General features: G+C 64.4%; 27 protein-coding genes, 4 tRNA genes and 1 riboswitch. Of the genes, 22 read left to right on the top strand and 9 right to left on the bottom strand.

Annotated elements, in window-relative coordinates:
• Positions 1-55 precede the first annotated feature (55 nt).
• Complete coding sequence (locus tag IV500_RS15155) at positions 56-973, bottom strand: sulfurtransferase (protein WP_196397647.1); 918 nt, start codon at positions 971-973, stop codon at positions 56-58.
• Positions 974-1157: 184 nt separating this feature from the next.
• On the opposite strand from IV500_RS15155, the gene zapE reads away from it, so the two are divergent.
• The gene (gene zapE, locus IV500_RS15150) at positions 1158-2195 is read left to right on the top strand and encodes a cell division protein ZapE (protein ID WP_196397646.1); all 1038 of its coding nucleotides are present in this window, start codon (positions 1158-1160) and stop codon (positions 2193-2195) included.
• A 107-nt stretch (positions 2196-2302) separates the two neighbouring features.
• Here zapE and IV500_RS15145 read toward each other — a convergent pair whose 3' ends face one another.
• From IV500_RS15145 to IV500_RS15130, 4 genes are all read right to left on the bottom strand, one after another.
• A complete protein-coding gene (locus IV500_RS15145; RefSeq protein ID WP_312875945.1) occupies positions 2303-2533 on the bottom strand; it encodes an antitoxin in 231 nt (76 codons plus the stop codon).
• A 135-nt stretch (positions 2534-2668) separates the two neighbouring features.
• Positions 2669-2743 (bottom strand) — tRNA-Val (locus IV500_RS15140).
• Between the two features lie 47 nt (positions 2744-2790).
• Positions 2791-2864: transfer RNA gene (locus tag IV500_RS15135), tRNA-Cys, on the bottom strand.
• Positions 2865-2951: 87 nt separating this feature from the next.
• Positions 2952-3023, bottom strand: a tRNA-Gly gene (locus tag IV500_RS15130).
• Between the two features lie 406 nt (positions 3024-3429).
• On the opposite strand from IV500_RS15130, the gene IV500_RS15125 reads away from it, so the two are divergent.
• Positions 3430-3501, top strand: a tRNA-Val gene (locus IV500_RS15125).
• Between the two features lie 68 nt (positions 3502-3569).
• Here IV500_RS15125 and IV500_RS15120 read toward each other — a convergent pair.
• Genes IV500_RS15120 through IV500_RS15110 form a run of 3 tightly spaced genes read right to left on the bottom strand, consistent with a single transcriptional unit; the run spans position 3570 to position 6864 of the window.
• On the bottom strand, positions 3570-4136 hold the full coding sequence (locus tag IV500_RS15120) for a phosphatase PAP2 family protein (RefSeq protein ID WP_196397644.1): 567 nt from the start codon (positions 4134-4136) through the stop codon (positions 3570-3572).
• A gap of 56 nt (positions 4137-4192) precedes the next feature.
• Positions 4193-6187: an acetate--CoA ligase gene (gene acs, locus IV500_RS15115; protein WP_196397688.1), complete on the bottom strand. Its 1995-nt coding sequence runs from the start codon at positions 6185-6187 to the stop codon at positions 4193-4195.
• A gap of 38 nt (positions 6188-6225) precedes the next feature.
• Positions 6226-6864, bottom strand: a complete 639-nt coding sequence (locus IV500_RS15110; RefSeq protein WP_196397643.1) for an acetate uptake transporter — start codon at positions 6862-6864, stop codon at positions 6226-6228.
• A 283-nt stretch (positions 6865-7147) separates the two neighbouring features.
• Here IV500_RS15110 and IV500_RS15105 point away from each other — a divergent pair, with 283 nt between their 5' ends.
• From IV500_RS15105 to hisF, 15 genes are all read left to right on the top strand, one after another.
• Positions 7148-8038, top strand: coding sequence for a cytochrome (locus IV500_RS15105; RefSeq protein ID WP_196397642.1), 891 nt, complete (start codon positions 7148-7150; stop codon positions 8036-8038).
• 116 nt (positions 8039-8154) lie between these two features.
• Positions 8155-8763, top strand: a complete 609-nt coding sequence (gene def, locus IV500_RS15100) for a peptide deformylase (RefSeq protein WP_196397641.1) — start codon at positions 8155-8157, stop codon at positions 8761-8763.
• Positions 8760-9716, top strand: a complete 957-nt coding sequence (gene fmt, locus IV500_RS15095) for a methionyl-tRNA formyltransferase (RefSeq protein WP_196397640.1) — start codon at positions 8760-8762, stop codon at positions 9714-9716. The genes def and fmt overlap by 4 nt, the downstream gene beginning before the upstream one ends.
• The gene (locus IV500_RS15090) at positions 9713-11290 is read left to right on the top strand and encodes an RsmB/NOP family class I SAM-dependent RNA methyltransferase (protein WP_196397639.1); all 1578 of its coding nucleotides are present in this window, start codon (positions 9713-9715) and stop codon (positions 11288-11290) included. Before fmt ends, IV500_RS15090 begins: the two co-directional genes overlap by 4 nt.
• 36 nt (positions 11291-11326) lie before the next feature.
• A complete protein-coding gene (gene rpe, locus IV500_RS15085; protein WP_196397638.1) occupies positions 11327-12010 on the top strand; it encodes a ribulose-phosphate 3-epimerase in 684 nt (227 codons plus the stop codon).
• Between the two features lie 39 nt (positions 12011-12049).
• Positions 12050-12622 carry a GNAT family N-acetyltransferase gene (locus tag IV500_RS15080; protein ID WP_312875944.1) on the top strand — a complete coding sequence of 191 codons (573 nt, stop codon included), beginning with the start codon at positions 12050-12052 and terminating at the stop codon, positions 12620-12622.
• Between the two features lie 9 nt (positions 12623-12631).
• A riboswitch (FMN riboswitch) is annotated at positions 12632-12777 on the top strand.
• 108 nt (positions 12778-12885) lie between these two features.
• Positions 12886-13584, top strand: a complete 699-nt coding sequence (gene pnuC / locus IV500_RS15075; protein WP_196397637.1) for a nicotinamide riboside transporter PnuC — start codon at positions 12886-12888, stop codon at positions 13582-13584.
• Positions 13581-14861, top strand: a complete 1281-nt coding sequence (gene ribD / locus IV500_RS15070) for a bifunctional diaminohydroxyphosphoribosylaminopyrimidine deaminase/5-amino-6-(5-phosphoribosylamino)uracil reductase RibD (RefSeq protein WP_196397636.1) — start codon at positions 13581-13583, stop codon at positions 14859-14861. The genes pnuC and ribD overlap by 4 nt, the downstream gene beginning before the upstream one ends.
• A 1-nt stretch (position 14862) precedes the next feature.
• Entirely contained in the window at positions 14863-15549 is a 687-nt protein-coding gene (locus IV500_RS15065) for a riboflavin synthase (RefSeq protein ID WP_196397635.1), read from the top strand.
• A complete protein-coding gene (gene ribB / locus IV500_RS15060) occupies positions 15546-16196 on the top strand; it encodes a 3,4-dihydroxy-2-butanone-4-phosphate synthase (protein ID WP_196397634.1) in 651 nt (216 codons plus the stop codon). Before IV500_RS15065 ends, ribB begins: the two co-directional genes overlap by 4 nt.
• A gap of 26 nt (positions 16197-16222) precedes the next feature.
• On the top strand, positions 16223-16969 hold the full coding sequence (locus IV500_RS15055) for a GTP cyclohydrolase II (protein WP_196397686.1): 747 nt from the start codon (positions 16223-16225) through the stop codon (positions 16967-16969).
• On the top strand, positions 16966-17448 hold the full coding sequence (gene ribH, locus IV500_RS15050) for a 6,7-dimethyl-8-ribityllumazine synthase (protein WP_196397633.1): 483 nt from the start codon (positions 16966-16968) through the stop codon (positions 17446-17448). The genes IV500_RS15055 and ribH overlap by 4 nt, the downstream gene beginning before the upstream one ends.
• A gap of 63 nt (positions 17449-17511) precedes the next feature.
• Positions 17512-17775 carry a phosphoribosyl-ATP diphosphatase gene (locus IV500_RS15045; protein ID WP_196397632.1) on the top strand — a complete coding sequence of 88 codons (264 nt, stop codon included), beginning with the start codon at positions 17512-17514 and terminating at the stop codon, positions 17773-17775.
• Positions 17776-17868: 93 nt separating this feature from the next.
• A complete protein-coding gene (gene hisG, locus IV500_RS15040) occupies positions 17869-18714 on the top strand; it encodes an ATP phosphoribosyltransferase (RefSeq protein WP_196397631.1) in 846 nt (281 codons plus the stop codon).
• Between the two features lie 10 nt (positions 18715-18724).
• On the top strand, positions 18725-19498 hold the full coding sequence (gene hisF, locus IV500_RS15035; RefSeq protein WP_196397630.1) for an imidazole glycerol phosphate synthase subunit HisF: 774 nt from the start codon (positions 18725-18727) through the stop codon (positions 19496-19498).
• 81 nt (positions 19499-19579) lie between these two features.
• Here hisF and IV500_RS15030 read toward each other — a convergent pair whose 3' ends face one another.
• Positions 19580-20224, bottom strand: coding sequence for a TIGR03085 family metal-binding protein (locus IV500_RS15030; protein ID WP_196397685.1), 645 nt, complete (start codon positions 20222-20224; stop codon positions 19580-19582).
• Positions 20225-20358: 134 nt separating this feature from the next.
• Between IV500_RS15030 and hisI the strand changes: the two genes are divergently transcribed.
• From hisI to trpC, 5 genes are all read left to right on the top strand, one after another.
• Positions 20359-20766, top strand: a complete 408-nt coding sequence (hisI, locus tag IV500_RS15025; protein ID WP_196397629.1) for a phosphoribosyl-AMP cyclohydrolase — start codon at positions 20359-20361, stop codon at positions 20764-20766.
• Positions 20767-20833: 67 nt separating this feature from the next.
• The gene (locus IV500_RS15020; RefSeq protein WP_196397628.1) at positions 20834-22447 is read left to right on the top strand and encodes an anthranilate synthase component I; all 1614 of its coding nucleotides are present in this window, start codon (positions 20834-20836) and stop codon (positions 22445-22447) included.
• Complete coding sequence (locus tag IV500_RS15015; protein WP_230855030.1) at positions 22444-23214, top strand: Trp biosynthesis-associated membrane protein; 771 nt, start codon at positions 22444-22446, stop codon at positions 23212-23214. Before IV500_RS15020 ends, IV500_RS15015 begins: the two co-directional genes overlap by 4 nt.
• Before the next feature lie 142 nt (positions 23215-23356).
• Positions 23357-23641, top strand: coding sequence for an HGxxPAAW family protein (locus IV500_RS15010; RefSeq protein ID WP_196397627.1), 285 nt, complete (start codon positions 23357-23359; stop codon positions 23639-23641).
• A gap of 2 nt (positions 23642-23643) precedes the next feature.
• The gene (gene trpC / locus IV500_RS15005) at positions 23644-24507 is read left to right on the top strand and encodes an indole-3-glycerol phosphate synthase TrpC (protein WP_196397626.1); all 864 of its coding nucleotides are present in this window, start codon (positions 23644-23646) and stop codon (positions 24505-24507) included.
• The last annotated feature ends 200 nt before the right edge of the window (positions 24508-24707 follow it).

The raw sequence follows: 24707 nt of genomic DNA, 5'->3' as shown, positions 1-24707 counted from the left end.
TTATTTGGCCGCGGTTCTGGAGGCGCGGTTACTGGGTGCTGGAGTCCGACGGCGGTCAGCCTGCAGTCGGCAGTCCGCCGCGTTCGGGGCCTTTGGCGATCGGGACGCGAACGGCATTGCCCCATTCGGTCCACGAACCGTCATAGTTACGCACCGAGTCGAAACCCAGCAGGTATTTGAGCGCGAACCAGGTATGGCTGGACCGCTCGCCGATTCGGCAGTACGCGATCACGTCATCTCCTGGCTTGAGTCCGGCTTCGCCAAGATAAAGGTTTTCGAGTTCTTCGCGGCTGCGGTAGGTGCCGTCAGCGGCAGCGGCCCGGCCCCACGGGATGGACGCGGCGGTTGGAATGTGCCCCCCGCGCATCGCACCTTCCTGCGGATAGGCGGGCATATGTGTGCGTTGGCCGGTGTACTCCTCCGGGGACCGCACATCGATCAAGGGCTGGCCCAGATGGGCCAGCACATCGTCCTTGAAGGCACGGATCGGGGTGTCGGACCGCTCGACAACGGGGTAGCTGGCCGCGTTGACCGTGGGCGCCGCGGTGGTCAGTTCGCGGCCCTCGGCAATCCATTTATCCCGGCCGCCGTCCAGGAGGCGGACGTCCTCGTGGCCAAAGAGCGTAAAGACCCACAGTGCATAGGCGGCCCACCAGTTCGACTTATCACCGTAGATCACCACGGTGGAGTCCCGGGAGATGCCTTTGGAACCGGCAAGTCTGGCGAAGGTGGCCGCATCGACGTAGTCACGGGTGACTTCATCGTTGAGGTCGGTGTGCCAGTCGATTTTCACTGCACCGGGAATGTGACCGGTTTCATACAGCAATACGTCCTCATCGGACTCGACCAGGACCAGGGAACCATCCCTCTCGGCGCCGGCTTCCAATGCATCGGCGAGCCACTGGGTGGAAACCAGCCGGTCCGGATGTGCATACGCGGCAAATTTTTCGTTGGTCTCTGCTGCAATCGGCATGAGGGTCCTTAATCTCGTGGTGATCTTTCGGCCTTTACCTCAGCTTAACCACCTGCGGGCCGCAAGGCTTCCGCACCCGTTAACGTAACGCAACATCTCCGGCGGTATTCTTGCTGTGCACCCGCACCGCGAAATAGCGGCTGCGGGGGCACCAACCCGCACCGAGATGAATGGATACCGCCCCTTGGCACAGCTTGAGCACCTTTCCGCACGTATGCCGTCTGTGACGGTGGACGAGCTTCTCAAGGGCTTCTATCCCTCTGCGCGCTTTGGCTCCGTTTCGTTCGCCAGCTATCGCCCTGATCCCGCGCAGCCGTCGCAAACCACGGCGGTCAGGGCCATGGAACGTTTCGCGGAGTCCATTAATATCCCGGAGCCCAAAGGGCTGCGGAAGCTCTTCGCAGCGAAGAAGCCCGCCGTGCGGTCCGGCTTCTACCTCGATGGCGGGTTCGGTGTGGGCAAGACCCACCTGCTCGCCTCGCTTTGGCATGCATCCGAAGGCCCAAAGGCGTTTGGGACCTTTGTTGAATACACGAATCTGGTGGGCGCGCTGTCCTTCCGTAAGACGGTCGAAGCGTTGAGCAGCTACAAGCTGGTGTGCATCGACGAATTTGAGCTTGATGACCCCGGCGACACCGTGCTGATGTCCCGGCTGATGCGCGAACTCGCGGACGCCGGAGTCAAACTCGCCGCCACTTCCAACACGCTTCCGGGTTCGCTTGGCGAGGGCAGGTTTGCCGCCGTTGACTTTCAGCGCGAAATTCAGGTGCTGGCCGACCAGTTCGAGGTTGTCAGGATCGATGGGGAGGATTACCGCCACCGCGGCCTGCCCACTCCGCCGCAGCCGCTGTCCAACAGCGATCTGAACGCCGTGATCAAAGCTGAATTCGCGGAGAAGACCGTGGCCCTGGATGATTTTAAAACCTTGGTGAATCACTTGTCGGCGGTCCATCCCAGCCGCTACCGCCAACTGCTGGACGGCATCGACGCCGTCGTATGGCGGGACGTGGAAACCATCAGCGAACAGTCCGTTGCACTGCGCTTCGTGGTACTTGCGGACCGCCTCTATGACCGCGACGTACCGATTCTGGCCAGCGGGGTTCCCTTCGATTCGCTGTTCACGCCGGAAATGATGGCCGGGGGATACCTGAAGAAGTACTACCGTGCGGTCTCCCGGCTGACTGCACTGGTTCGGGAGGGCCAAAAGCAGGAGGCCAGCTGACCTGCCTCCGGCCTAAAGCTGCCCCAACGTCTTAAACGCCAAAGCGCTGGCACTGCCTCTCGGCAGGGCCAGCGCTCCTTTGACGCAATTCTCAGGCTAAGGGAGTTCTAAGCGGGACGATCCCCAGTGCTTTCGTCGGTATTGGTGTTCGGGTTACCGCCCACCTTGCCGACGAAGCCGTGCGCAGCGTTCTGGACGCCGTCGACCTTGTCCTTGAACTTGTCACCGGTCTTACTATCGATGAAGTTCCCGGCCTTGTCGATGCCGTTCCTGATCGCAGCCTCGTTGCCGTTGACCAGTCCCGCGGCCTTGCCCTTGATGTCGTCAAAAACACTCACGGGCACCTCCCTTCACTCGTGGGAGCTATTTTGCTCCAGCTCAATAAGTCTAAGCGCAGATCCCGGCCGGTGCCAAGGCTGCCAAGCGCGTGTCCGGGCAACAAAAAAGCAGCTTCTTCACGAAGCTGCTTGCTGTGGTGGGCGATACTGGGATCGAACCAGTGACCTCTTCCGTGTCAGGGAAGCGCGCTACCGCTGCGCCAATCGCCCAGATCAGCACCAGGAAAACCTGCTGAAACCTGTTTACTGCGGTGAAGTGGAGGTGGGAACGGGATTCGAACCCGTGTACGCGGCTTTGCAGGCCGCTGCCTCGCCTCTCGGCCACCCCACCGTGTTTTGGTCCGGAAACCCAGAATTGAGCAGATTATTCAATCCACCCAACCATAATGCTCCGAACACTTTCCGACAGTGTCCTGCGAGCGGATGACGAGATTCGAACTCGCGACCCTCACCTTGGCAAGGTGATGCTCTACCACTGAGCCACATCCGCATAAGGAACAACGTTGATCCCTCAATAACTGAGTTCTCTGCAGTTTCCATTCCCGCTTCGTTCCTGCTGAAGCGTTCGTGGCGTTCCTTGCTAGAAAAACTGTACAGAAGGTTCAGCCAAACACCAAATTGAGCGGCCGCAGGGGTACCAGAAGGGAGACAAGTGCACCCTGCAGGCCCGCAACGGCGGGGAATTTGTGGATTACATCCCTGTAATTTTGTAGCTCTTCAAGGCCGGAGGTGAAGCGGGTACCGGGCCGCGGGAACGCTGCCGGGCAACGCCGTCCCGGCGGAGCAGCCGCTGCTTCGTGGGCCGGCGTCGGCTTGATTATGAGCCCACGCCGGTATCCGTTAGGATTTTGATGCAACGCAGTGCTTGAGTGGCCTTCCCGGCCGCCGGGTCATGCGGGCGATTGGCGCAGTGGTAGCGCGCTTCGTTCACACCGAAGAGGTCACTGGTTCGAACCCAGTATCGCCCACCCACGAGAAAGCCCCGCTGACCAGCTCAAATGCCGGTCAGAGGGGCTTTTCTCATTTCTCAGGAGACTTAGAGGAACCCGGCATATGCCGCAGCGACTATGCACCCTGCCGGTATCCCGACGAGGACTTGGGCCGTGGAGTGGTCACTGAGCTTCACCCGGGACCAGCCGACTGCGGCGGGAATCAGCAGCGCGGGCAGGAAGCCTGATCCGAGGGTCAGAACCGAAGCGACGGCTGCAAACGTGACCACGGATACATGGACTGACAATTTCCAGAACGCGTTCACGGCACCGACAATCACCATTCCGAAGATTACGCTCAGCAGTCCAACAATCGAGACGCGCGGGGCTCCGAGCAGGAGCAGGAGTACCAGTCCACAGAAACCCGAGACCATGGCGCCCAGAAGTATGGGCAGCCGTTGCCGGCGGTTTCCAACGTGATGATCGGAGACTTTACCCAGTCGGGTCGCGAGGACAACGCCGGCAAACGGTCCTACGGCGGTAAAGAACGCTGCCAGCAGTCCAAACCAGAGACCGCGCCACCCGTCAGACACCGCTCCGGTGGTCAGCAAAAACGCGGAAACCACAACGGTGGGAGAAAAGACTTCGGTTAGGACCCTGGCTAGTCGTTGCATCCGTCAAGCTTATGAAGTCCCGCCGCTGCTGAGGCCAATTGGAAGGCGGCCAGGCGCTACTGTGACTCCATTCCGGGCATGCTGGAACGGATCAGCTCCATGACGGTGGAATCCGCCAGCGTGGTCACGTCCCCGATTTCGCGGTTCTCCGCCACGTCCTTGAGCAGCCGCCGCATGATCTTTCCCGAACGGGTTTTCGGCAGCTCGGCGACCACCATGATCTGCCGCGGCCGGGCCATTTTCCCGATTTCCTTGGCCACGTGCTGACGGAGCTGCTGGACGACGTCCGGACCGCCGTCGCCGGCTTCGCTGCGCAGGATGACAAAGGCGACGACTGCCTGCCCGGTCATGTCGTCGGTGGCACCAACGACGGCGGCTTCGGCCACGATGGGGTGGGAGACCAGCGCGGATTCGATCTCGGTGGTGGAGAGCCGGTGACCGGAAACGTTCATCACATCGTCCACCCGCCCCAGGACCCAGATGTCGCCGTCGTCGTCCTTCTTTGCACCATCACCGGCAAAATACAGCCCGGGGAAACGGGACCAATAGGTGCTGACGTATCGATCGTCGTCGCCCCAGATGGTGCGCAGCATGGCCGGCCATGGCTGGGTGAGCACCAGGTAGCCGCCGGAGCCGTTGGGCACGGGCTGGCCCTCGTCGTCCACCACGTCGACTCGGAAGCCCGGCAGCGCCTTCATGGCCGCCCCGGGCTTTCCGGCGGTGACTCCGGGCAGTGGGCTGACCACAATCGAACCGGTTTCCGTCTGCCACCACGTGTCCACCACCGGCGTGCGGCCATGCCCTATCGTGTCGCGGTACCAGATGTAAGCGGCCGGATTGATCGGCTCGCCCACGGAACCGATCAGCCGCAGGCTGGCGAGACTGTACTTGTCGGGGATCTGCGCTCCCCATTTCATGAATGTCCGGATGGCGGTCGGCGCGCAGTACAGCAGCGTGACCTTGTATTTGTCGATGATTTCCCACCAGCGGCCCTGATGCGGCGTGTCCGGAGTGCCCTCGTACAGGACGGAGGTTGCGCCGTTGGCCAGCGGTCCGTAGACGATGTAGCTGTGCCCGGTGACCCAGCCGATGTCCGCCGCCGTCCAGAAAACGTCCGTCTCCGCCTTGAGATCGAAAACCGCCCAGTGGGTGTAGGCGCAGCCCGTCAGGTAGCCGCCGGTGGTGTGCAGGATGCCCTTGGGCTTTCCCGTGGTGCCGGAGGTGTACATGACGTACAGCGGATGTTCGGCGTCGAAGGGCTCGGCGTGGTGGTGCGTGCTGGCCTGCTCCACCGAGTCATGCCACCAGATGTCGCGCCCGTCCTCCCATGCGACGTCCTGTCCGGTGCGCCGGACCACCAGCACGCTGCGCACATCCGGGCAGTCGAGCAGCGCTTCGTCGACGGCGGACTTCAGGCCAGCCGGCTGCCCGCGCCGGTAGCCGCCGTCGGCGGTAATGACAATGCGTGCGTCACAGTCGTGGATGCGGGTGCGCAGGGCGTCTGCGGAGAATCCGCCGAACACGACGGTGTGCGGCGCGCCGATCCGGGCGCAGGCCAGCATTGCCACGACGGTCTCCGGGATCATCGGCATGTAGATGGCCACCCGGTCACCGGCTTTAACTCCGAGGTCAGCCAGGGTGTTCGCGGCCTGGCAGACCATGTCCGTCAGCTGCGCATAGGTAATGGTCCGGGTGTCTCCGCCTTCGCCCTCGAAGTAGTAGGCCACCTTGTCCCCGCGCCCGGCCTCGACATGCCGGTCAAGGCAGTTGTATGCGGCGTTGAGTTTGCCGCCGACAAACCATTTGGCGAACGGCGGGTTGGACCAGTCCAGTACGTTTGTCCATTGCTGTGCCCAGGCCAGGCGGCCGGCCTCGCGGTCCCAGAACGCCTGATAATCCGCATCTGCCTGGGCGTACGCCTCTGCGGTGACGTTGGCCTGCGCCGTGAAGTCCGACGACGGCGGGAACCGACGCTGCTCGTGCAGCAGGTTTGCGAGCGTCCCGGTCCCGGACGATGCGTTTGTCGGCGTTGTTTTGCCGCCGCCGTTCAGATTGTCCTGGTCGTTTCCTGACGCACCGGGCACGGGAATCACCGAGTCCCTACTGGTATTATCGGCCGCTTAAACGTGGAGTTTGTCACCACGGCAAACGAGGCGTACCAGGCGATGAGGGCCGTGATGATGCCGAGCCAGCCGCCTATGACGGTCAGCGAGTCGGAGCTGGTGAACGCGCCAATGGCCAAGGCAATGTAGGTCAGGGTCAGGAAAATGAAGACGCCGAAGACCGCCATGCTGACCCGGGATGCGGCGACAGTCATATAAGCCGTGAAGATGGCCCAGGCCAGCAGGAACAGACCAATGCCCTTGCCGGCATCGGCAGGCGGCAGATCGGCGGCCCGGAACTGGACCAGGAACCAGAAGGAGAGCCAGAAAGCACCATATGAGCAGAACGCCGTTGCTCCGAAGGTATTCCGGTTCGCGAATTCCCAGATGCCGGCCGCAAACTGGGCCACCCCGCCATAAAATAGGGCCAGACCGAGCACCACGGGTTCGTCAAGTTTAGGGATAAGACCGGCGTTGACCACACTGAGCACAAAAGTGGTCAGCGCGAAGGCGCCCAGTCCCAGTGCAGCCGGATCGGCGAACGGAAGGGTCGCAGCGGGCGCCCCCGCAGGCAGTACCTGCCCAGGAACAGCCTGTGCGGGGATGGGGCTGGGTTCTGTGCTCATGGTTCGTCGCTCATGACATGACTCCTCGTCCGCACCAGCGCCATCGCTGGCTACTGCCTCACAGGCTACGCCGGTAAAGGCAAGGGTGCTGTTGAATATTGTGTGGTTAATATCACACGAAGCCTCGGGTTGGTCAGAGTCAGAGTTCGTCGGCCACAATCGGTTCCGGTCCCGGTCCCGGTCCCGATCCCGATGCCGATCCCGATGCCGATCCCGATACCGGTGAGCTATGGCTGCCGGTGCTCTCTGACCCCGTGTCGGTGCCGGATGCAATAGTGGAGGCATGACTCAGCCAGCCTTAGCCCACGCCACCGAATTCGGCCGGATGTACGCCCGGTCCCTGTCGGAGCCGCCCCTCATGCCGTCCATCACCACGGTGATTTCCCAGCAGTCCGGGACGCTGGACGGTTGGTTCGGCTATATGGCCGCCAATTCCCTGGCCAAGCATCCGGCCCTCCCGGGAGCCCTGGCCAACCCCTCCCAATTGCGGGGGATGGTCAATGATGCTTCCAAAGCGGCGGAGAGATTCCGGGATGCAGCCGCAGCCCGGGGAGACCGCGTTCACTCATACTGCGAACAGGTCTCGCTGCGGGCGCTGGGCCGGGCGCATCGGATGCCGGAGACGCGGGCCGCGTTGGCGGAAAACGGCGAAGAAAAGTTTGCGGCGCGCTTCGATGAATGGTGGGACCTATACAAGGTAGAGCCTGTTGCGCCCGAGGTGACGGTTTGGAACCATACCGTCGGCTACGCAGGGACGCTGGATTTGGTGGCGCGGATCGGAGGGAGGTTGTGTCTGATCGATTACAAGACCAAGGGAACGGACCGCAACGGCGGGGTGAAGGCGCTGGATGACAAAGTGGTTATGCAATTGGTGGCCGGGATGAAGGCCGAAGAGGGCCTGGTTGACGCCGGCGCCGGAAGCTGGGAGCCATGGCTTTACGGTGCGGATCCGATCCTGCTGGGCGTGGCTATCGGGGAGACAGAGGTCCGTGCGCTGCGGGCCAACCCGGAGGTGCTCAAATATCACTGGTACAAGTTCGCCGCGCTGCGGACCGTGTGGAAAACAGCAGCGGACGTCCGTGCCGCCGGTGCGGCGCTGCTGCCCATTTCTCCGCCCCAGCCCGACGCGTCCACTGCGGGTCCGCCGCAGCCCGCTGAAACCGCAGCCCAATGAAACCACGGCCAATGCAACCGCAGCCCGCTGAAACCGCAGCCCAACTAGACTTAGGACGCGAAGCTATAAAAATTCCGTTCATTCAACGTCCCGCACTGAAGTGAGGCTCCTTCCGCATGGCCATTTTGAGTATCCGTATTATCGGCGATCCGGTGCTGCGGACCGTGGCGGATCCGGTGCTGGAGTTCGGGCCGGAATTGGCGAAGCTCGTGCAGGACATGATGGAAACCATGGATGATGTTGACGGTGCCGGGCTGGCGGCCCCGCAGGTGGGCGTGAGCAAACGGGTCTTCACCTACCGGATCGGAGCGGACCATGGCCACGTCATCAACCCGGTGCTAATCAACAGCCCGGAACAACAGCCGCCCGGGGTTGAGGGCTGCCTGTCCGTCCCCGGCCTGGGATTCCCGGCACCACGGGCGCTGCGGACAACGGTAAGTGGGGTGAACCTGAACGGCGAGACCATCGAGGTCGAGGCCGAGGGCCTGCTGGCCCGCTGCTTCCAGCACGAGACCGACCATTTAAACGGCAAGCTGTTTGTTGACAGGCTCGACGGCGAGGACCGCAAGGCCGCCCTCCGCGCCATCCGCAATGCCAGCTACGGTGAAGTGACGGAAAAGACAACCGCAAAGCGCGCCCGCAGCGTCGGCTCCAGCTTTGGTGGGACCGGACATGCCGGATCTGCTTTCGGCGGCGGCAGCGTGCGGGGTGGGAGCGGCAGATGAGGGTGCTTTTTGCGGGCACGCCTGCGGTGGCCGTGCCGTCGTTGGACGCTCTGCTGGCTGCCGGCCTGGACATCGTGGGGGTGCTGACCCGCCCGGACGCGCTCGTGGGACGCAAACGTGTGTTGACGCCGTCGCCCGTGGCCCAACGTGCCCAGGAGCTCGGTTTGCCGATCATCCGGGCTGCACGAATTGACCAGCAGGCCTCCGCCGAGATCGCCGCGCTGGCCCCCGAGGTGGCCGCGATCGTCGCCTACGGTGCCTTGATCCCGGCCGAAGCCCTGGTGATTCCGCCGTTGGGCTGGATTAACCTGCATTTTTCGCTGCTGCCCGCGTGGCGCGGCGCCGCACCGGTTCAGCACTCGATCCTGCACGGTGACGATGTCACCGGGGCTTCCACCTTTGCCCTTGAAAGGGGGCTGGACACGGGCCCGGTTTACGGCACTCTTACGGAATCGATCAGACCCACCGACACGGGCTCCGAACTGCTCGACCGGCTTTCCCATAGCGGCGCGGTGCTGCTGGTCCAGACCCTGAGCGCGCTGGAATCCGGGCACGCGAATGCGCAACCGCAGCGCGGTGAGATCACCTTGGCACCGAAACTGAGCATCGAAGACGGCCGGATTGACTGGAGCGAGCCGGCGCTGGCCATTGGACGCAGGATTCGGGCGGTCACAGCGGAGCCCGGCGCCTGGACCATGCTCGCGGACCAGCGGATCAAACTCGGACCGGTACGACTGAGCCCGGATTCCAGCCCAGGCGCCGACCCGGCTCCGGAGGCGAATCCCACCGGGTTGCTGCCGGGCCGGCTTGCAGTGGGGCCCAAATCCGTCCTGGTGGGCACCGGCTCGCATCCAGTTGAACTGGGGCATGTGCAGGCGGCGGGCAAGAAGACAATGCAGGCAACGGACTGGGCACGAGGCCTGGCGGACAGAGAAGACATGGTGTTTCAGTGACGAACGAAAACCACGGCTCCGGACACAGTGGTGCGCGGGACTCCGGGGCACGCAGTCCCGGTGCGCGAAATTCCGGGGGGCAGAATTCCGGCGCGCGGCGGAACGCACAGGGCCGCGAACGAAACCGGACGTCCGCGCCGTCCTTTACCGCCGCGGCCCCTTCGGCACGCACCCGCAAGGCTGACCCGGCCCGGCTGGTGGCCTTCGAGGTCCTCCGGGCGGTTTCCGGCGAGGATGCCTACGCGAACCTGGTCCTCCCCTCCCGGATCCGGCATCATCACCTGGACAAGCGGGACGCCGGATTTGCCACCGAGTTGAGCTACGGAGCGTTGCGCGGCCAGGGAACATATGATGCGATTCTGGCGCGCTGCGTTGACCGGCCGCTGGAGCAGCTGGATCCCGCCGTTCTCGATGCCCTGCGGATCGGCGTCCACCAGCTCCTCGCGATGCGGGTCCCGGCGCATGCCGCCCTGGACCAGACGGTCGGCCTTGCCCGTGCAGTCGTTGGTGCCGGTCCGTCGTCCTTGATTAACGCCGTGCTCCGCCGCGTGACCGCAAAGGATCTGCAGGAGTGGATCGCCACGCTCACGCACGGACAGACGGACGCGTCCACGATCGCCGCGCTGACCTATTCACACCCGGAATGGATCGTCCGTGCACTGCGCCAATCGCTGGTCGCGCACGGACGGGTCGTCACGGAAATCACGGCACTGCTGGAAGCGGACAACGCCGCTCCCGTGGTGAACCTGGTGGCGCTGCCGGGGTTGGGCGACCTTTCCGAGGCCCTGGCTGAGGGCTTTACCGTCGGCCCTCTGGCGCCGGATTCTGCGCTTTCCTCCGGCGGTGATCCCGGCCGGCTCTTAGCCGTGCGGGAGGGCACCAACCGGGTGCAGGACGTCGGGTCGCAGCTGGTGGCCCGCGCGCTGGCGGCCGCTGAGCTGCTCCCGCGTCGGGGCTCAGCTGCGGAGCCCGACGGCGAACGCTGGCTGGATCTGTGCGCCGGCCCGGGCGGCAAGGCAGCCCTGCTGGCAGCCCTGGCGGGCCAGTGCGGGGCAACCCTGCTGGCTAACGAACCCGCGCCGCACCGGGCCAAGCTCGTGAAGCAGGCGCTGGCCGCGGTGCCGCGGGACGTTTGGACTGTGCGGATTGGTGACGGCCGCGAGGTGGGGGAGCAGCGTCCGGAGGGCTTTGACCGCATTCTGGTGGATGCTCCCTGCACCGGCCTGGGTGCGCTGCGCCGCCGGCCGGAGTCGCGCTGGCGCCGCAAACCGTCCGATGTCGGCGAGCTCGGACCCTTACAGCGCGAGCTGTTGGCTTCGGCCATTAAAGCGGTGCGTCCGGGCGGCGTGGTGGCCTACGCAACCTGCTCGCCGCACCCGGCGGAGACTAACGCCGTCGTCGTCGATGCGTTGCGCAAGCGTGAAGATCTGGAGCTGCTCGACGCCGGCGCGGTCCTGGACGGCGTCAGCCTTACCGGAAAGCTGGGCTCTGGACACGAGAAAACGGCTCAGCTCTGGCCGCACATCCATGCCACGGATGCCATGTTTTTGGCCTTGATCCGCAAAAAGGCTTGATTCGCAAGAAAGCGTGATTCTCACGAAAGGTACCCCATGACCGCTAACCGCCCCGTTGCGCGCTGTTGCATCAGCCCCAGCATCCTTTCCGCCGATTTTGTGAATCTTCAGGCGGAGCTGGGCAGGATTGCCAACGCCGACGCTGTCCACGTTGATGTTATGGACAATCACTTTGTGCCGAATCTGACTATTGGTCTGCCGGTGGTGCAACGAATCCAGGAAGTCAGCCCGGTGCCGCTGGACGCGCACCTGATGATTGCCGAGGTGGACCGCTGGGCGCCGGCATACGCCGATGCGGGGTTGGCCTCGGTGACTTTCCACGTCGAGGCGTCCAACGCACCGATCAAGCTGGCGCGCGAGCTGCGCGCCCGCGGCGCCAAGGCGGGCATGGCATTGCGGCCCGCGACACCGGTGGAGCCCTACTTGGACATGCTGGCGGAGTTGGACATGCTGCTCATCATGACGGTGGAGCCAGGCTTTGGCGGGCAGTCGTTTTTGGACGTGACCCTGCCGAAGATCCGTCGCGCGCAGCAGGCCATCGAGGGATCCGGCGTGGACGTGGCTATCCAGGTGGACGGCGGGATCACCGAGGAGACCATCACCCGCGCGGCGGAGGCCGGAGCCACGATGTTCGTGGCCGGATCCGCGGTGTATGGGGCTGCGGATCCGGGGAAAGCCATTGAGCTGCTCCGGGCCAAGGGCCAGCTGGCGATCCGATAAGATTCCATGATGCCGCCGGACACCGAAGATCCTGCTGACGTGGATTCAGTTGCAGCGGCGGAAGTTCACGCCCGACAGATGTCCGCATCCGCCATACGGACGCGGCGCCTGGACCTTGAACCGCTCACGCCCGGGCATGCCCGGGAAATGACCACTGTATTGTCCGGGCCCTCGCTTTATCGCTTTACCGGCGGCGAACCACCGACCGAAGCCGCGCTCAGCCTGCGGTACACGGCACAAAGCGCCGGTCATTCCCCTAAGCGGGACCAGGCCTGGCTCAACTGGATTGTCCGCCACCAGGAAACCGGCGCTGCGCTCGGGTTCGTGCAGGCAACCGTCAGCGTGCAATCGGGGGAGTTAGTTGCGGACGTAGCCTGGGTGATCGCGGTGGTGCAGCAAGGGAACGGTTATGCAGTAGAGGCCGCCGCCGGGATGCTTTGCTGGCTCGGTGAGTGCGGAACGGCGCGCTGCCAGGCGCATATTCATCCAGGGAACGTGGCATCGTGCTCGGTCGCGCGCAAACTCGACTTTGCCCCCACCAGCCTGGTTCATGACGGCGAAGTCCTATGGCAGCGGACCGCACGGCAAAGCAGTGCCATAATAAAGAGGTAACAAGTTTTTAACGTGCTCCGGGGTCGGTGTAAGTCCGAACCGGCGGTTATAGTCCGCGACCCGCACGCAAACGGCCGGCAACGGTTCGAATGCAAACGGTTGAACCGGTGGAATTCCGGTACCGACAGTTAAAGTCTGGATGGGAGAAGCACGAGCAGTTTTGGCCTGCCGCGGCGTCGGCGCTCTTTGTGGAGCGCCCCGCCCGTCCGGGCTCTCTGTCGTTACCCCCGGAGCCACTGCAGATTGGCGAAAGGCAAGTAACGATGGACATGCTCCGGTGGCTCTTCGAAGCGAAACTGGATTTTCCCGGCGGCGGGTTCCTGCTCTGGCGCGAGGTGCTCGGTAATCTCTTTGGCTTGGCCAGTGCGCTGGGTGGAATGCGCCGGAAGGTCTGGGCGTGGCCGGTGGGCATCTTCGGCAATGCGCTCCTGTTCACGGTTTTCATGGGCTCGGTCTTTGGCTCACCGCTGTACGCAAACCTGCTGGGACAGGCCGGGCGTCAGATCATGTTCATCGCCGTTTCCATCTTCGGCTGGTACCGCTGGCGGCAGAGCAAACGGACCGCCGACGGCGCGGCCGTGGAGCCGCGCTGGGCATCCAACCGCGTACGGCTGGGCTTGGTGGTTGCCTTGATCGGCGGCACTGCGGTCTTGACCCCGATTTTCACCGCCTTAGGCTCTTATGCCCCGGTCTGGGCCGATGCCTGGATCTTCACGGGATCCCTGCTGGCGACCGTGGGGATGGCCAAAGGCTGGGTGGAGTTCTGGCTGATCTGGGTGGCCGTTGACCTGGTGGGTGTGCCGCTGCTGTTCAGCGCCGGTTACTACGCCTCTGCCTTCATGTACATTTTCTACGGTGCCTTTACGCTGACCGGCTTCTTTGTCTGGTGGCACGTGCGGAACCGGAATGCGGAAAAAGTGCTGGTGGAGACGGCCTTTCCGGATCCGAGGGTATCCCGATGAACGGCCCGAAGAGCGGCCCGATAAGCCACGAAACCATGACCTTCAGCAGCGCCGAATCGGCGGCCATGAACACCGCCCTGGGTGCGGCAGCTCAGGGTCCGCGCGGGGCGAATCCGCTGGTGGGCGCCGTGCTGCTGGATCCTGCCGGCAAGGTCGTGGCCACCGGATATCACCGCGGCGCGGGAACCGCCCACGCAGAGGTGGACGTCCTGGCCCGGGTTCGGACGGATCTGGCCCAGCGGACCGGCGGAACAGGCAGCAGAAGGGGCAGCACAAGGGGCAACGCTCCGTCCAGCACACTGGCCCGCGCGCTGGAGAACCTGACAATGCTGGTGACGCTGGAGCCATGCAACCACACCGGCCGGACGGGCCCCTGTGCACAGGCAATTATTGACGCCGGCATCCGTAAGGTGATTTACGCCGTTGACGATCCGCACGAGCCGGCGGCCGGCGGGGCTCAGCGGCTGCGGGATGCGGGTGTGCAGGTACGGTCGGGGCTGTTGGCGCCGGAAGCCTTCGAGCTGAACCGTCGCTGGTTCACAGCCGTCCGCGATGACCGGCCGTTTACCACCCTCCATCTCGCGCAGACACTCGACGGCCGGATTGCCGCGGCCGACGGCAGCAGCCAATGGATCACTTCCGCTGCCGCCCGGGCGGACAACCACGGAATCCGTCGCCTGATCGATGCGATCCTGGTGGGCACCGAGACCGTACTCGTGGACAACCCCCGGCTAACGGCCCGGGAAGCAGATGGTGCGGACTCTGTGCGGCAGCCGCTGCGCGTAGTCATGGGACTGCGGAACATCCCCGCGGAGGCAGCCGTTCGTGGCGAGGTTCCCGCCGGACCTGAGGCTGCCGGGACGGGTGCCGGCAGCGCGGGTTTCTGCGGGACGGGTGTCGGCAGTGCGGATCTCACCGTTCCGGCCGGACACACTGGTCCCGCGGGATTCCTGCAGCTGCGCACCCGCGATCCGCTGGCCGCGTCGCGCACGCTGTTCGACCATGGTGTTCGCCATTTGATGGTGGAGGGCGGGTCGAGGATCAGTGCCGCTTTCCTGGCTGCGCAGTTGGTGGATGAGCTCATTGTGTACCTGGCGCCTACGCTGCTGGGCGCGGGCATTCCTGCCTTCGGTGACTTGGGCATCGGCACGCTGGCGGATGCCCAACGGTGGGACTGGGACGCCGCCGGCGGGGCTGCGGTGGCACCGCTGGGGCCGGACCTGAAAATTCGTCTAAAACCTGCGGCAATGGCCGCCGGAACTACGGGAGGAAACTGAAGTGTTTACCGGAATCATTGCCGAGCAGGGCCGCGTTGAGTCGCTGCAGCAAGCGGCCGACGGCGAAAGCGCCACGTTGGTGCTGCACGCACAATCCTCCCTCGAAGGCCTCGGACACGGCGGCTCAATTGCCGTCAACGGCGTTTGCCTCACGGCCACGGCGATCGGCAGCGGGGTGATCAGCGTGGACGTGATGGGAGAAACCCTGGTCCGGACCACCACCGGGTTGCTGAAGACCGGGGACAGCGTGAACCTCGAACGCTGCGTGCCCGCGGGCGGAAGACTGGATGGTCACGTGGTCCAGGGCCACGTAGACGGGGTTGGCACCTTGCTTGAGCGTGAAAACCTCGGCGCTTGGGAGCGGCTGCGTTTCGTAGTTCCTGCGCCGCTGGCCCGGTACATCGCCGAGAAGGGGTCAATCGCCGTCGACGGCGTGTCCCTCACCGTGAGCGCGGTGAGCGACGCGACGCAGGCGAGCCCCTGGTTTGAGGTGGGCCTTATTCCCACCACGCTGGCGGAAACCGGGCTTGGCTCGAAGGAAGCTGGATCCGCTGTCAACCTGGAGGTGGATGTGCTGGCGAAATACACCGAGCGGCTGCTGGCTTTTGGTCCGGCCGGTGGCGAGGGCGGACAGGTCCCGGGAAACGCAGCCGCGTCCATGTCCGAGACGCAGGAGCCGGGAAAATGAGCGAAGTGAACGCCACTGCCCCGGCGGGCCTGCTGGACACCGTGCCGGACGCGGTCGCGGCCATTGCCGCCGGCCGGCCCGTTCTGGTGGTGGACGATGAACGCCGGGAAAATGAGGGCGACATCATTTTTGCTGCGCAGCACAGCACGCCGGCACTGATGGGCTGGACCATCCGGCACAGTTCCGGAGTGATCTGCGTACCGCTGAGCCATAAACGTGCCGACGCACTGGAACTCCCGCCAATGGTGCTGGTCAATCAGGATGCCAAGGGAACCGCCTATACCGTCTCCTGCGACGCCGCCGCGGAAATTACCACCGGCATTAGTGCCACGGACCGTTCGCACACGGCCCGGGTGCTGGCATCTGCGGTCTCGACACCGGCGCAGCTGACCCGGCCGGGACATATATTTCCGCTTCGGGCCGCCGCCGGCGGCGTCCGGCAGCGGGCCGGGCACACTGAAGCCGCCGTTGAGCTGTGCCGGCTTGCCGGCTGCGAACCGGTGGGGGTGATCGCCGAGGTAGTGGACGACGACGGCGAAATGCTGCGGGTGGCTGCCCTGCGGACGTTCGCGGACCAGCACGGCCTGCTGCTGATTTCCATCGCTGATCTGGTGGCCTATCTGGAAGACCCGGGAGCAGTCACGTGAGCGCCCATTCGCTGACCGCGTACCCCATGAGCGCCGGCCCAGTGGTGCAACTGCCGACGGCGTACGGCGACTTCCAGGCGCAGGCCTGGACCGATGAAACAACCGGCGCCGAGCATTTGAGCATCAGCGCTGAGCTGCCGGCGGTGCTGGACCTGCCGGCGGGCGAAGCCGACGGCAGGGTGGAATTGGCGCCCCTGGTCAGGTTGCATTCGGAATGTCTGACGGGAGACGTTTTTGGCTCCTACCGCTGCGACTGCGGGGAGCAGCTGGCCTATGCCCTGCGCAGGATCCACGATTGCGGTGGGACGCTGATCTACCTGCGCGGCCACGAGGGTCGTGGGATTGGACTGGCAAACAAGCTGCGGGCCTACGCGCTGCAGGAGGCGGGTGCAGACACCGTGGAGGCCAACGAGCAACTGGGGCTGCCGGTGGATTCACGCGATTATGCCGCCGCGGCCGGGATCCTGGCCGCGCTGGGTCTGCATCGCATTCGCTTGTTGAGTAATAATCCGCTTAAACAGAGCCAGCTGGCAGCACTTGGCATCGAGGTAGCGCAAATGGTCCCGGTGCAGGTGCCCTCCCGGGCACAGAATGTCCGCTATCTGCGCACCAAGCGCGACCGGATGAACCACACGCTGAATCTGCCCAGTACCTCGGCTATTGCAGTAATTCCGCCGAGCAGCACCACCAGCATCAGCACCAGCACCACCAGCGGCACCACGCCAACCAGCAGCAGCACCCCAACATCGGACGGAAGAGGAGCGCAATCATGAGCGGACACGGAGCACCCAGCATCGGCTTCAGCAGCCAGGACAGGGAACTGGTAAGTGGCCTGCGCCTCGCCATTGTCGCGGCCAGCTGGCATACGGAAATAATGGACGGGCTGCTGGCCGGAGCGCTGCGGGCCGCGGCGGAAGCCGGCATCGACTCGCCCACCGTGCTCCGGGTGCCGGGCAGCTTTGAACTGCCCGTCGCAGCGGCGCGGCTGGCGCCGGACTACGATGCCGTCGTCGCCCTCGGTGTCGTCATCCGCGGCGGCACACCGCACTTTGAATATGTCTGCCAGGCGGCAACCCTGGGCCTGACGGACGTTAGCGTGCGCACCGGAACCCCGGTTGGCTTCGGCGTGCTGACCTGCGACAACGAGGAGCAGGGCCTGGCGCGGGCCGGTCTGCCGGGCTCGGTCGAGGACAAGGGCTACGAGGCGACGACGGCGGCGCTGGCTACCGCGCTGCTGTTCGTCGGGAGTTAAGCTTTGGGTCACACGCCGGCATCGAATCTGGTTGACCCGGGCAGAGCTAGTAGGCTGGAACCCGTGAAGACTTTCGAATCGCTTTTTGCCGAGCTCGGCGACAAGGCCGTCCAGCGGCCGGCGGGCTCCCGGACCGTCAGCGAACTTGACTCCGGTGTTCACGGCATCGGCAAGAAGATCGTTGAGGAAGCCGCCGAGGTCTGGATGGCTGCAGAATACGAATCCACGCAGAACACAGCCGAGGAAATTTCCCAGCTGCTCTACCACGTTCAGGTGCTGATGATCGCCAAAGGACTGGCCCTGGAGGACGTTTACAAGCATCTGTAGCCACGCGCTGCTCTCGCGGCGCTGTGGCCGGCTGCCTATCGTCCCAACGTGAAAATTCCACGCCCGGCGTGAACCGAACGCGAAAGATCCGTCATGCTCAGAGTTGCCGTCCCGAATAAGGGATCCCTGTCCGAAGCCGCATCCGCCATGCTCACCGAGGCTGGCTATCTCCAGCGCCGGGATCCGCGCGAGCTGGTCATGGTTGATCCTGACAATGACGTGGAGTTCTTTTTTCTGCGCCCGCGCGACATTGCCGTGTATGTGGGGGCCGGGACACTGGACGTCGGTATTACCGGCCGGGACCTGCTCCTTGACGCCGAGGTGGAAGCCGAGGAACTGCTGCCGCTTGGCTTCGCCATTTCCACGTTCCGCTTCGCCGGCCCGGCCGGCCAGTACTCCCAGCTCTCCCAATTGGCGGGCAAGCGGTTGGCCACCAGCTACGACGCCCTGCTGCGCCGTTATCTTGCTGACAACAAGATAGCTGCCACCGTAGTCAGGTTGGACGGTGCGGTGGAGTCCTCCGTCCGCTTGGGTGTCGCAGATGCCATCGCCGACGTGGTGGAAACGGGAAGCACGCTAAAGGCTGCGGGGATGGAAGTCTTCGGGAATCCGATCATGAAATCCGAGGCGCTGCTGATTGGCCGCCCCGGCGTGGCGGCGCCGGCCGGACTTGACGTGCTGATCCGCAGGCTGCAGGGCGTTTTGGTGGCGCGCAGGTATGTCCTGATGGATTATGACATTCGCAAGGATCTGGTGGAAACCTCCGCAGCACTGACTCCCGGGTTGGAGTCCCCGACGATTTCGCCGCTGCGTGACTCGGACTGGGTGGCCGTTCGCTCGATGGTACCCAAGAAAGACACCAACCGCATTATGGACGAGCTGTACGAACTCGGCGCACGGGCGATTTTGGTCAGCAGCATTCACGCCTGCCGGATCTAAGGGGTCAATTATGGGTGTAGCAATCCGGGTCATTCCGTGTCTGGACGTCGACGCCGGCCGGGTGGTCAAGGGCGTGAAGTTCCAGGGCCTGCGGGATGCAGGGGATCCGGTGGAGCTGGCGCAACGCTACGACCACGGCGGCGCGGATGAACTGACGTTTTTGGATGTGACGGCGTCATCGGGGAACCGCGAGACCACCTTCGACGTGGTGGCCCGGACGGCCGAAGAGATTTTCATCCCGCTTACCGTTGGCGGCGGCGTCCGCGGGGTGGCTGAAGTGGACAAGCTGCTGCGTTTTGGCGCTGACAAGGCGTCCATTAATACCGCTGCAGTGGCTCGGCCGGAGGTCATCGACGAGATCACGCGGCAGTTCGGATCCCAGGTGCTGGTGCTCTCCGTGGATGCCAGACGGACCCGAGGTGACGTGGTGACGCCGTCGGGCTTTGAAGTCACTACACATGGCGGACGGCAGGGCACCGGGATCGACGCGGTGGCTTGGGCACGCGAGGCTGCCGACCGCGGCGTGGGCGAAATCCTGCTCAACTCGATTGACGCGGATGGAACCAAGCAGGGCTTCGATCTGGAGTTGATCCGACTGGTCCGGGCAGCGGTCCGCGTTCCCATCATCGCCTCCGGGGGTGCCGGCGAGCCGGCGCATTTCCCGCCTGCCGTTGCAGCCGGAGCGGACGCGGTGCTCGCAGCATCGGTCTTCCACTTCGGCCCGGACGACGCGATCGCCCAGGTCAAGACTGCCATCCGCCAGGCAGGCTTCGAAGTCCGTTAGAGTCAGGTTCGCGGTTCGGGGAGGGCGAGGTTCGCGGTTCGGGGAGGGCGAGGTTCGATCTTTACCCCCTGAAGACAGGGTCTAGAGGCCCACTTCGGCGGTCTGCAGCAGAGCGACGGCGTCGGGCTGGCCCTCAAAGGTGACCAGCGCATGGCCGGTTCTACCGTGCGCGTGCATCAGCAGCTCACCGGGTTCGCCCACGATGGCCACGGAAACGGCGGCACGCTTGGCGACGTGCCGGGGGCCGGAGGGCCGAACCAGTACGATGCCCAGGTCAACACCCCGGTACAAAATGGCTGCGCGTTTGACCAGCTCGTCCCAAAGGGCCTCCGAGTAGGCGCGGTCAAGGGCCCGTGGCGCCCAGCGGTCCGTGGCGCGGCGCACGTCTTCGGTGTGGACAAAATATTCGATCAGATTGGAACTTTCCTCCACTGCCTTGATCTTCAGTGGCGAGAGCTTTGGGGGCCCGGCACGGAATTCCGCGACCAACCGGGAGTACGCCTCGACGGTCCCGGACCTTTCCGCCAGCTTGGCGGTCGCCTTGTCCGAGGCTCGGTTCAGGGCTTTGATCAGCACCCCGAGCCCCACACCGGCATGGCGTTCGCGCAGGTAGAGGTGCGCTGCCAGCTCCTGGGTGCGCCATCCGGCGCAGAGAGTGGTAGCGCCGGGCCCGGCTGCGAGCAGGGTTTCGGCCAGTACTTCACGGGAAGGATCTTCAAAATGCATCACTTGTGAAATTAGCACGCCCTCGCATGTTTTAGGGGTGTAAACCGCCGCAGCAGCTCATTACGATCTGTTGCATCGCACTGTTACGGCCGCACGAATGTCAGCTTACGCCGGTGGCACTAGAATTGAAGGCGATGTCTGCACAGCCGAACCCCCCGTCCCTTTCCGGCAGCACTGCCGGGTCCAGTGCCGAATTTGTCCTTCCCGAGGACATTGCGGCGCGGCTCAAGCGCGACGCCGCATCCCTGGTGGCTGCGGTCATCCAGCAGTTTGACAGCCTCGAAGTGCTGATGCTGGGCTGGATGGATGACGAAGCGCTGCGCCGGACGCTTAGCTCGGGGCGGGTAACCTTCTATTCGCGTTCCCGCCAGGAATACTGGCGTAAGGGCGATACCTCCGGCAACGTGCAATACGTAAAATCCGTGGCGCTGGACTGTGACGGCGACGCATTGCTGATCATGGTGGATCAAGTCGGTGCCGCCTGCCACACCGGCACCCGGACCTGCTTTGACGGCCGCGGTCTTAACGCCGTCGTCGGCTAGTTTCCGCAGCCCGCCCCCGGGCAGAGACCGTAATTGAACGCCACCTAAAAAGAAGGTCACCGTACACATGCAGGAGCTAGGCGTGATCAGCCCGACCCTTGTTCAGTTCCGGCTGCTGGCCAGGACCAGGCGCGTGATTCCCGTGCGGCTGAAGGTCCTTGCCGATGCCGAAACGCCGATCGGGCTGTACCGCAAGCTGGCCAAGGGGCAGCCGGGCACGTTTTTGATGGAGTCCGCCGCGATGGGAGGCGTCTGGTCGCGTTATTCGTTCATCGGCGTCCGGTCCCGGGCCACGTTGACGACGGACGACGGCGCCGCATGCTGGCTGGGAGAGGCCCCCGCCGGCGTGCCCCTGGGCGGCAACCCGGTGGAAGCGGTCCGGGCGACGATCAATGAACTGCGCACGGAACGCTTTGCCGGGCTCCCGCCGTTTACCTCCGGACTGGTCGGATTTGTGGGCTGGGAATCGGTGCGGCATTGGGAGAAACTTCAGGCCCCGCCGGAGGATGACCTGCAGCTGCCCGAGCTGGCGCTGAATCTGGTGGCGGATATGGCCGTCCACGACAATGCCGAGGGCAGCGTGCTGCTGATTGCCAACGCAATTAATTACGACGACAGCACGGACCGGGTCGATGAGGCCTGGCATGACGCGGTGGCACGCGTGAACACAATGCTGCAGCAGATCAGCACACCGGTGGCGCAACCCGTCTCCGTGCTGAACAGCACGGACGCGTCATCCTTCGCGGACCGGGTCCGGCAGCGCTGGGCCGAGCCGGAGTATCTGGCCGCGATCGACAGGGGCAAGGAAGCCATCGTGGAAGGGGAAGTTTTCCAGGTGGTGATTTCGCGCCGCTTCGAGATGGATTGCGATGCCTCCGCGCTCGATGTCTACCGCGTGCTGCGCAACACGAACCCGAGCCCGTACATGTACCTCTTCAGCTTTGAAGATGCCAAGGGACGACCCTTTTCCATCGTGGGTTCCTCACCGGAGTCACTGGTGACGGTGACCGGCGACCAGGTCATCACCCACCCGATCGCCGGCTCCCGGCCGCGTGGCGGGAGCGTGGAAGCGGATAAGGCTCTGGCGGATGAATTGCGCGCAGATGCCAAAGAACGCGCCGAGCACCTGATGCTGGTGGACCTGGCGCGCAATGATATTTCCAAGGTTTGCGTGGCCGGGTCGGTGGACGTCACACAGTTCATGGAGGTGGAGAAATTCAGCCACATCATGCACCTGGTTTCCACCGTCGTCGGCACGCTGGGCCCGGAGTACACCGCCTACGACGTGCTGGCCGCGACGTTCCCTGCCGGAACCCTCTCCGGGGCGCCCAAGCCACGCGCGCTGCGGCTGCTCGACGAGCTCGAGCCGCACCGGCGGGGTATTTACGGCGGCGTGGTGGGGTATTTGGATTTTGCCGGCGACATGGACATGGCGATCGCCATCCGCTCGGCGCTGCTCCGCGATGGTCTGGCATATGTGCAGGCGGGCGGCGGAATTGTTGCCGACTCGGACAACGCAACCGAAGCGCTGGAATCCGTGAACAAGGCAGCGGCACCGCTGCGGGCGGTACATGCCGCCGCCTCGCTGCAGACCATTGCCGCGGATTTCAGCCACCCCTCCTTTGACGACAGTCCAAGTAACGACAGTCCAATTAATGACAGGCCAAGCGACTTTCGATGAAAGACCTGAAGATTGTGAGCGAACTAACCATGCGTGAAGAAGCCGTCCATGGGGCGCAGCAAAAGCCTGCCGGTGGGAGAACGGCGGGCCGGCGGGCGGGGCGGCTGGGGCGCAAGTCCACGCTGATCATGCTTGCCGTCATCAGTTCGCTGGTGGTCTTCGGGACCACAACGCAGACCTGGGTGCACGTAAAGCTCGGTGAGGGGGTGGTCCAGCAGGCGGATCTGAACGTTGCCGGCAGCAAAGCGGCGACAGCGGTCACGGCGTTGGCACTGGTGGCCTTGGCGGGCGCGCTGGCGGCCTCGATCGGCCGGCGGATCTCACGCGTCGTGGCGGCGGTCATCATCTTCCTGGGCGCCGTCGGCATTATTGTCTCTTCCGTCGCCGTCGTGCTCAACCCGCAGGCAGCGGCAGCCGGACCGGTGGGGACGGCGACCGGCGTAACCGGCCAGAATTCGGACGTGACGACGACGGCGTTCCCACTGATTGCCGTCGGCGCCGCCGTGATTCTGGCGCTGGCAGCGGTCCTGATCGCCTGGCTGGGCCGGACCTGGAACCAGCGGACCAAATATGATGCCGCAGGGGCCCGCACCGGCGGTGTTTCCGCGGCCCGGCCAGGCTCGGCCACCGAGTCAACGCCTGGGTCAACGACAGGGTCAACGACAGGAGTATCAGCTGACTCAACTGCGGCGCAGCCAATACCCGTGGTGCGTGATGACATTGACAGCTGGGATGAGCTCAGCCACGGCAACGATCCGACAGCTTAGAACGTCCGGCCCGGAACGAGCTGGCCGGAACGAGCTGGCCGGAACGACGGGCCCGGGGGGATACGGGCGGCAACGCGGGGAACTAATGGCAGAATGGAAGCAGTATCAAGTTTGGCGGGATTTAGGATGAGGGAGATTTAGCATGAGCAACAGGAGCACGAGCGGGGCCGGGAGTGCCGCAGCGACGGAAGACATTGACCATTCGGTTGAGTTGGGCCATGGGAACAGCCCCGCGGCATGGACAACCGTAGCCATCATGCTCGTTGGTGCCGCGATTGCCTGCATAGCTTTTGCGCTGGGCTCTGCTGCCACCGTGCTGTTCATCATCGGCGTCGTCATCATGATCATTGGTCTGGGTGTGGGCTACGGCCTGCGGGCGGCCGGCTATGGGGTTGGTGGCCACAAGCTCAAGAGCGACGGACACTAAGCGTGAGCGTTCTCGATGACATCATTGCTGGGGTCCGGGAAGATCTCGAGGCGCGCAAACTAAAGGTCAGTCTGGCTCAATTGCAGGACCTGATCGCGGCCCGGGACCCGGCCTTGGATGCCTGGGCGGCCCTGGGCGGCGATTCACCACGCGCCGGGGTCAAAGTGATCGCCGAGGTCAAGCGGCGCAGCCCGTCCAAGGGCGCGCTGGCCGAGATCGCTGATCCGGCCCGGTTGGCGGGTAAATATGCCGACGGCGGCGCGGCCGTGATCAGCGTGCTGACCGAAGAGCGCCGGTTCGGCGGCTCCCTGGCTGACCTGGATGCCGTTCGTGCCGCCGTCGGCATTCCCGTGCTGCGCAAGGACTTCACCTGCGATCCCTACCAAATTTGGGAGGCGCGGGCGCACGGTGCGGATCTGATCCTCTTGATCGTCGCAGCGCTGGGAGATGCTGAGCTGGCAGAGTATCTGGCGTTGGCGCATGAATTGGGCATGAACGCCCTCGTGGAGACGCACACCAGCGAGGAAGTTCAACGCGCCGTTGCCGCCGGGGCCCGGATCATCGGCGTCAATGTGCGCAATCTGAAGACCCTGGACGTGGACCGCTCCGTTTTTGGTTCGCTGGCCGGCCTCATCCCCGCAGAAGCCTTGGTAGTGGCCGAATCCGGAGTCCGCGATGCCGACGACGTCAGAGCCTATGCCGGTCACGGCGCCAACGCCGTCCTGGTCGGTGAGGCGCTGGTCAGCCATGCCACACCGGGGGAGCGGATCGCCGAGTTCGGTTCCGCCGGTGCCGCTGCCATCAGCGCCGCGGCCATCAGCGCCGAGGCCACTGCCACCGCAGACTCCGGCCGCGCACTTTCCTGATCCACCCGTCGCCCACAGCCAACCTTCGCCCGCAGCCCACCTTCGCCCACAGCCAACTTTTAGAACAGGACGGTCGGACCGATGGCCACTACGCCAGCAGCTTCGCCCCAGGACCATCCCGCGGATGCCTTTCTCAGCGGGGCCACCAGCCCAGCCGGAGGCACGAGCACAAACCCGTCCGCCGGTTCAGTAACCGGCGC

The organism is Arthrobacter terrae (assembly GCF_015708085.1).
Classification (GTDB): Bacteria; Actinomycetota; Actinomycetes; order Actinomycetales; family Micrococcaceae; genus Arthrobacter_M; species Arthrobacter_M terrae.
This window is presented reverse-complemented; position numbering and strand designations above follow the sequence as displayed.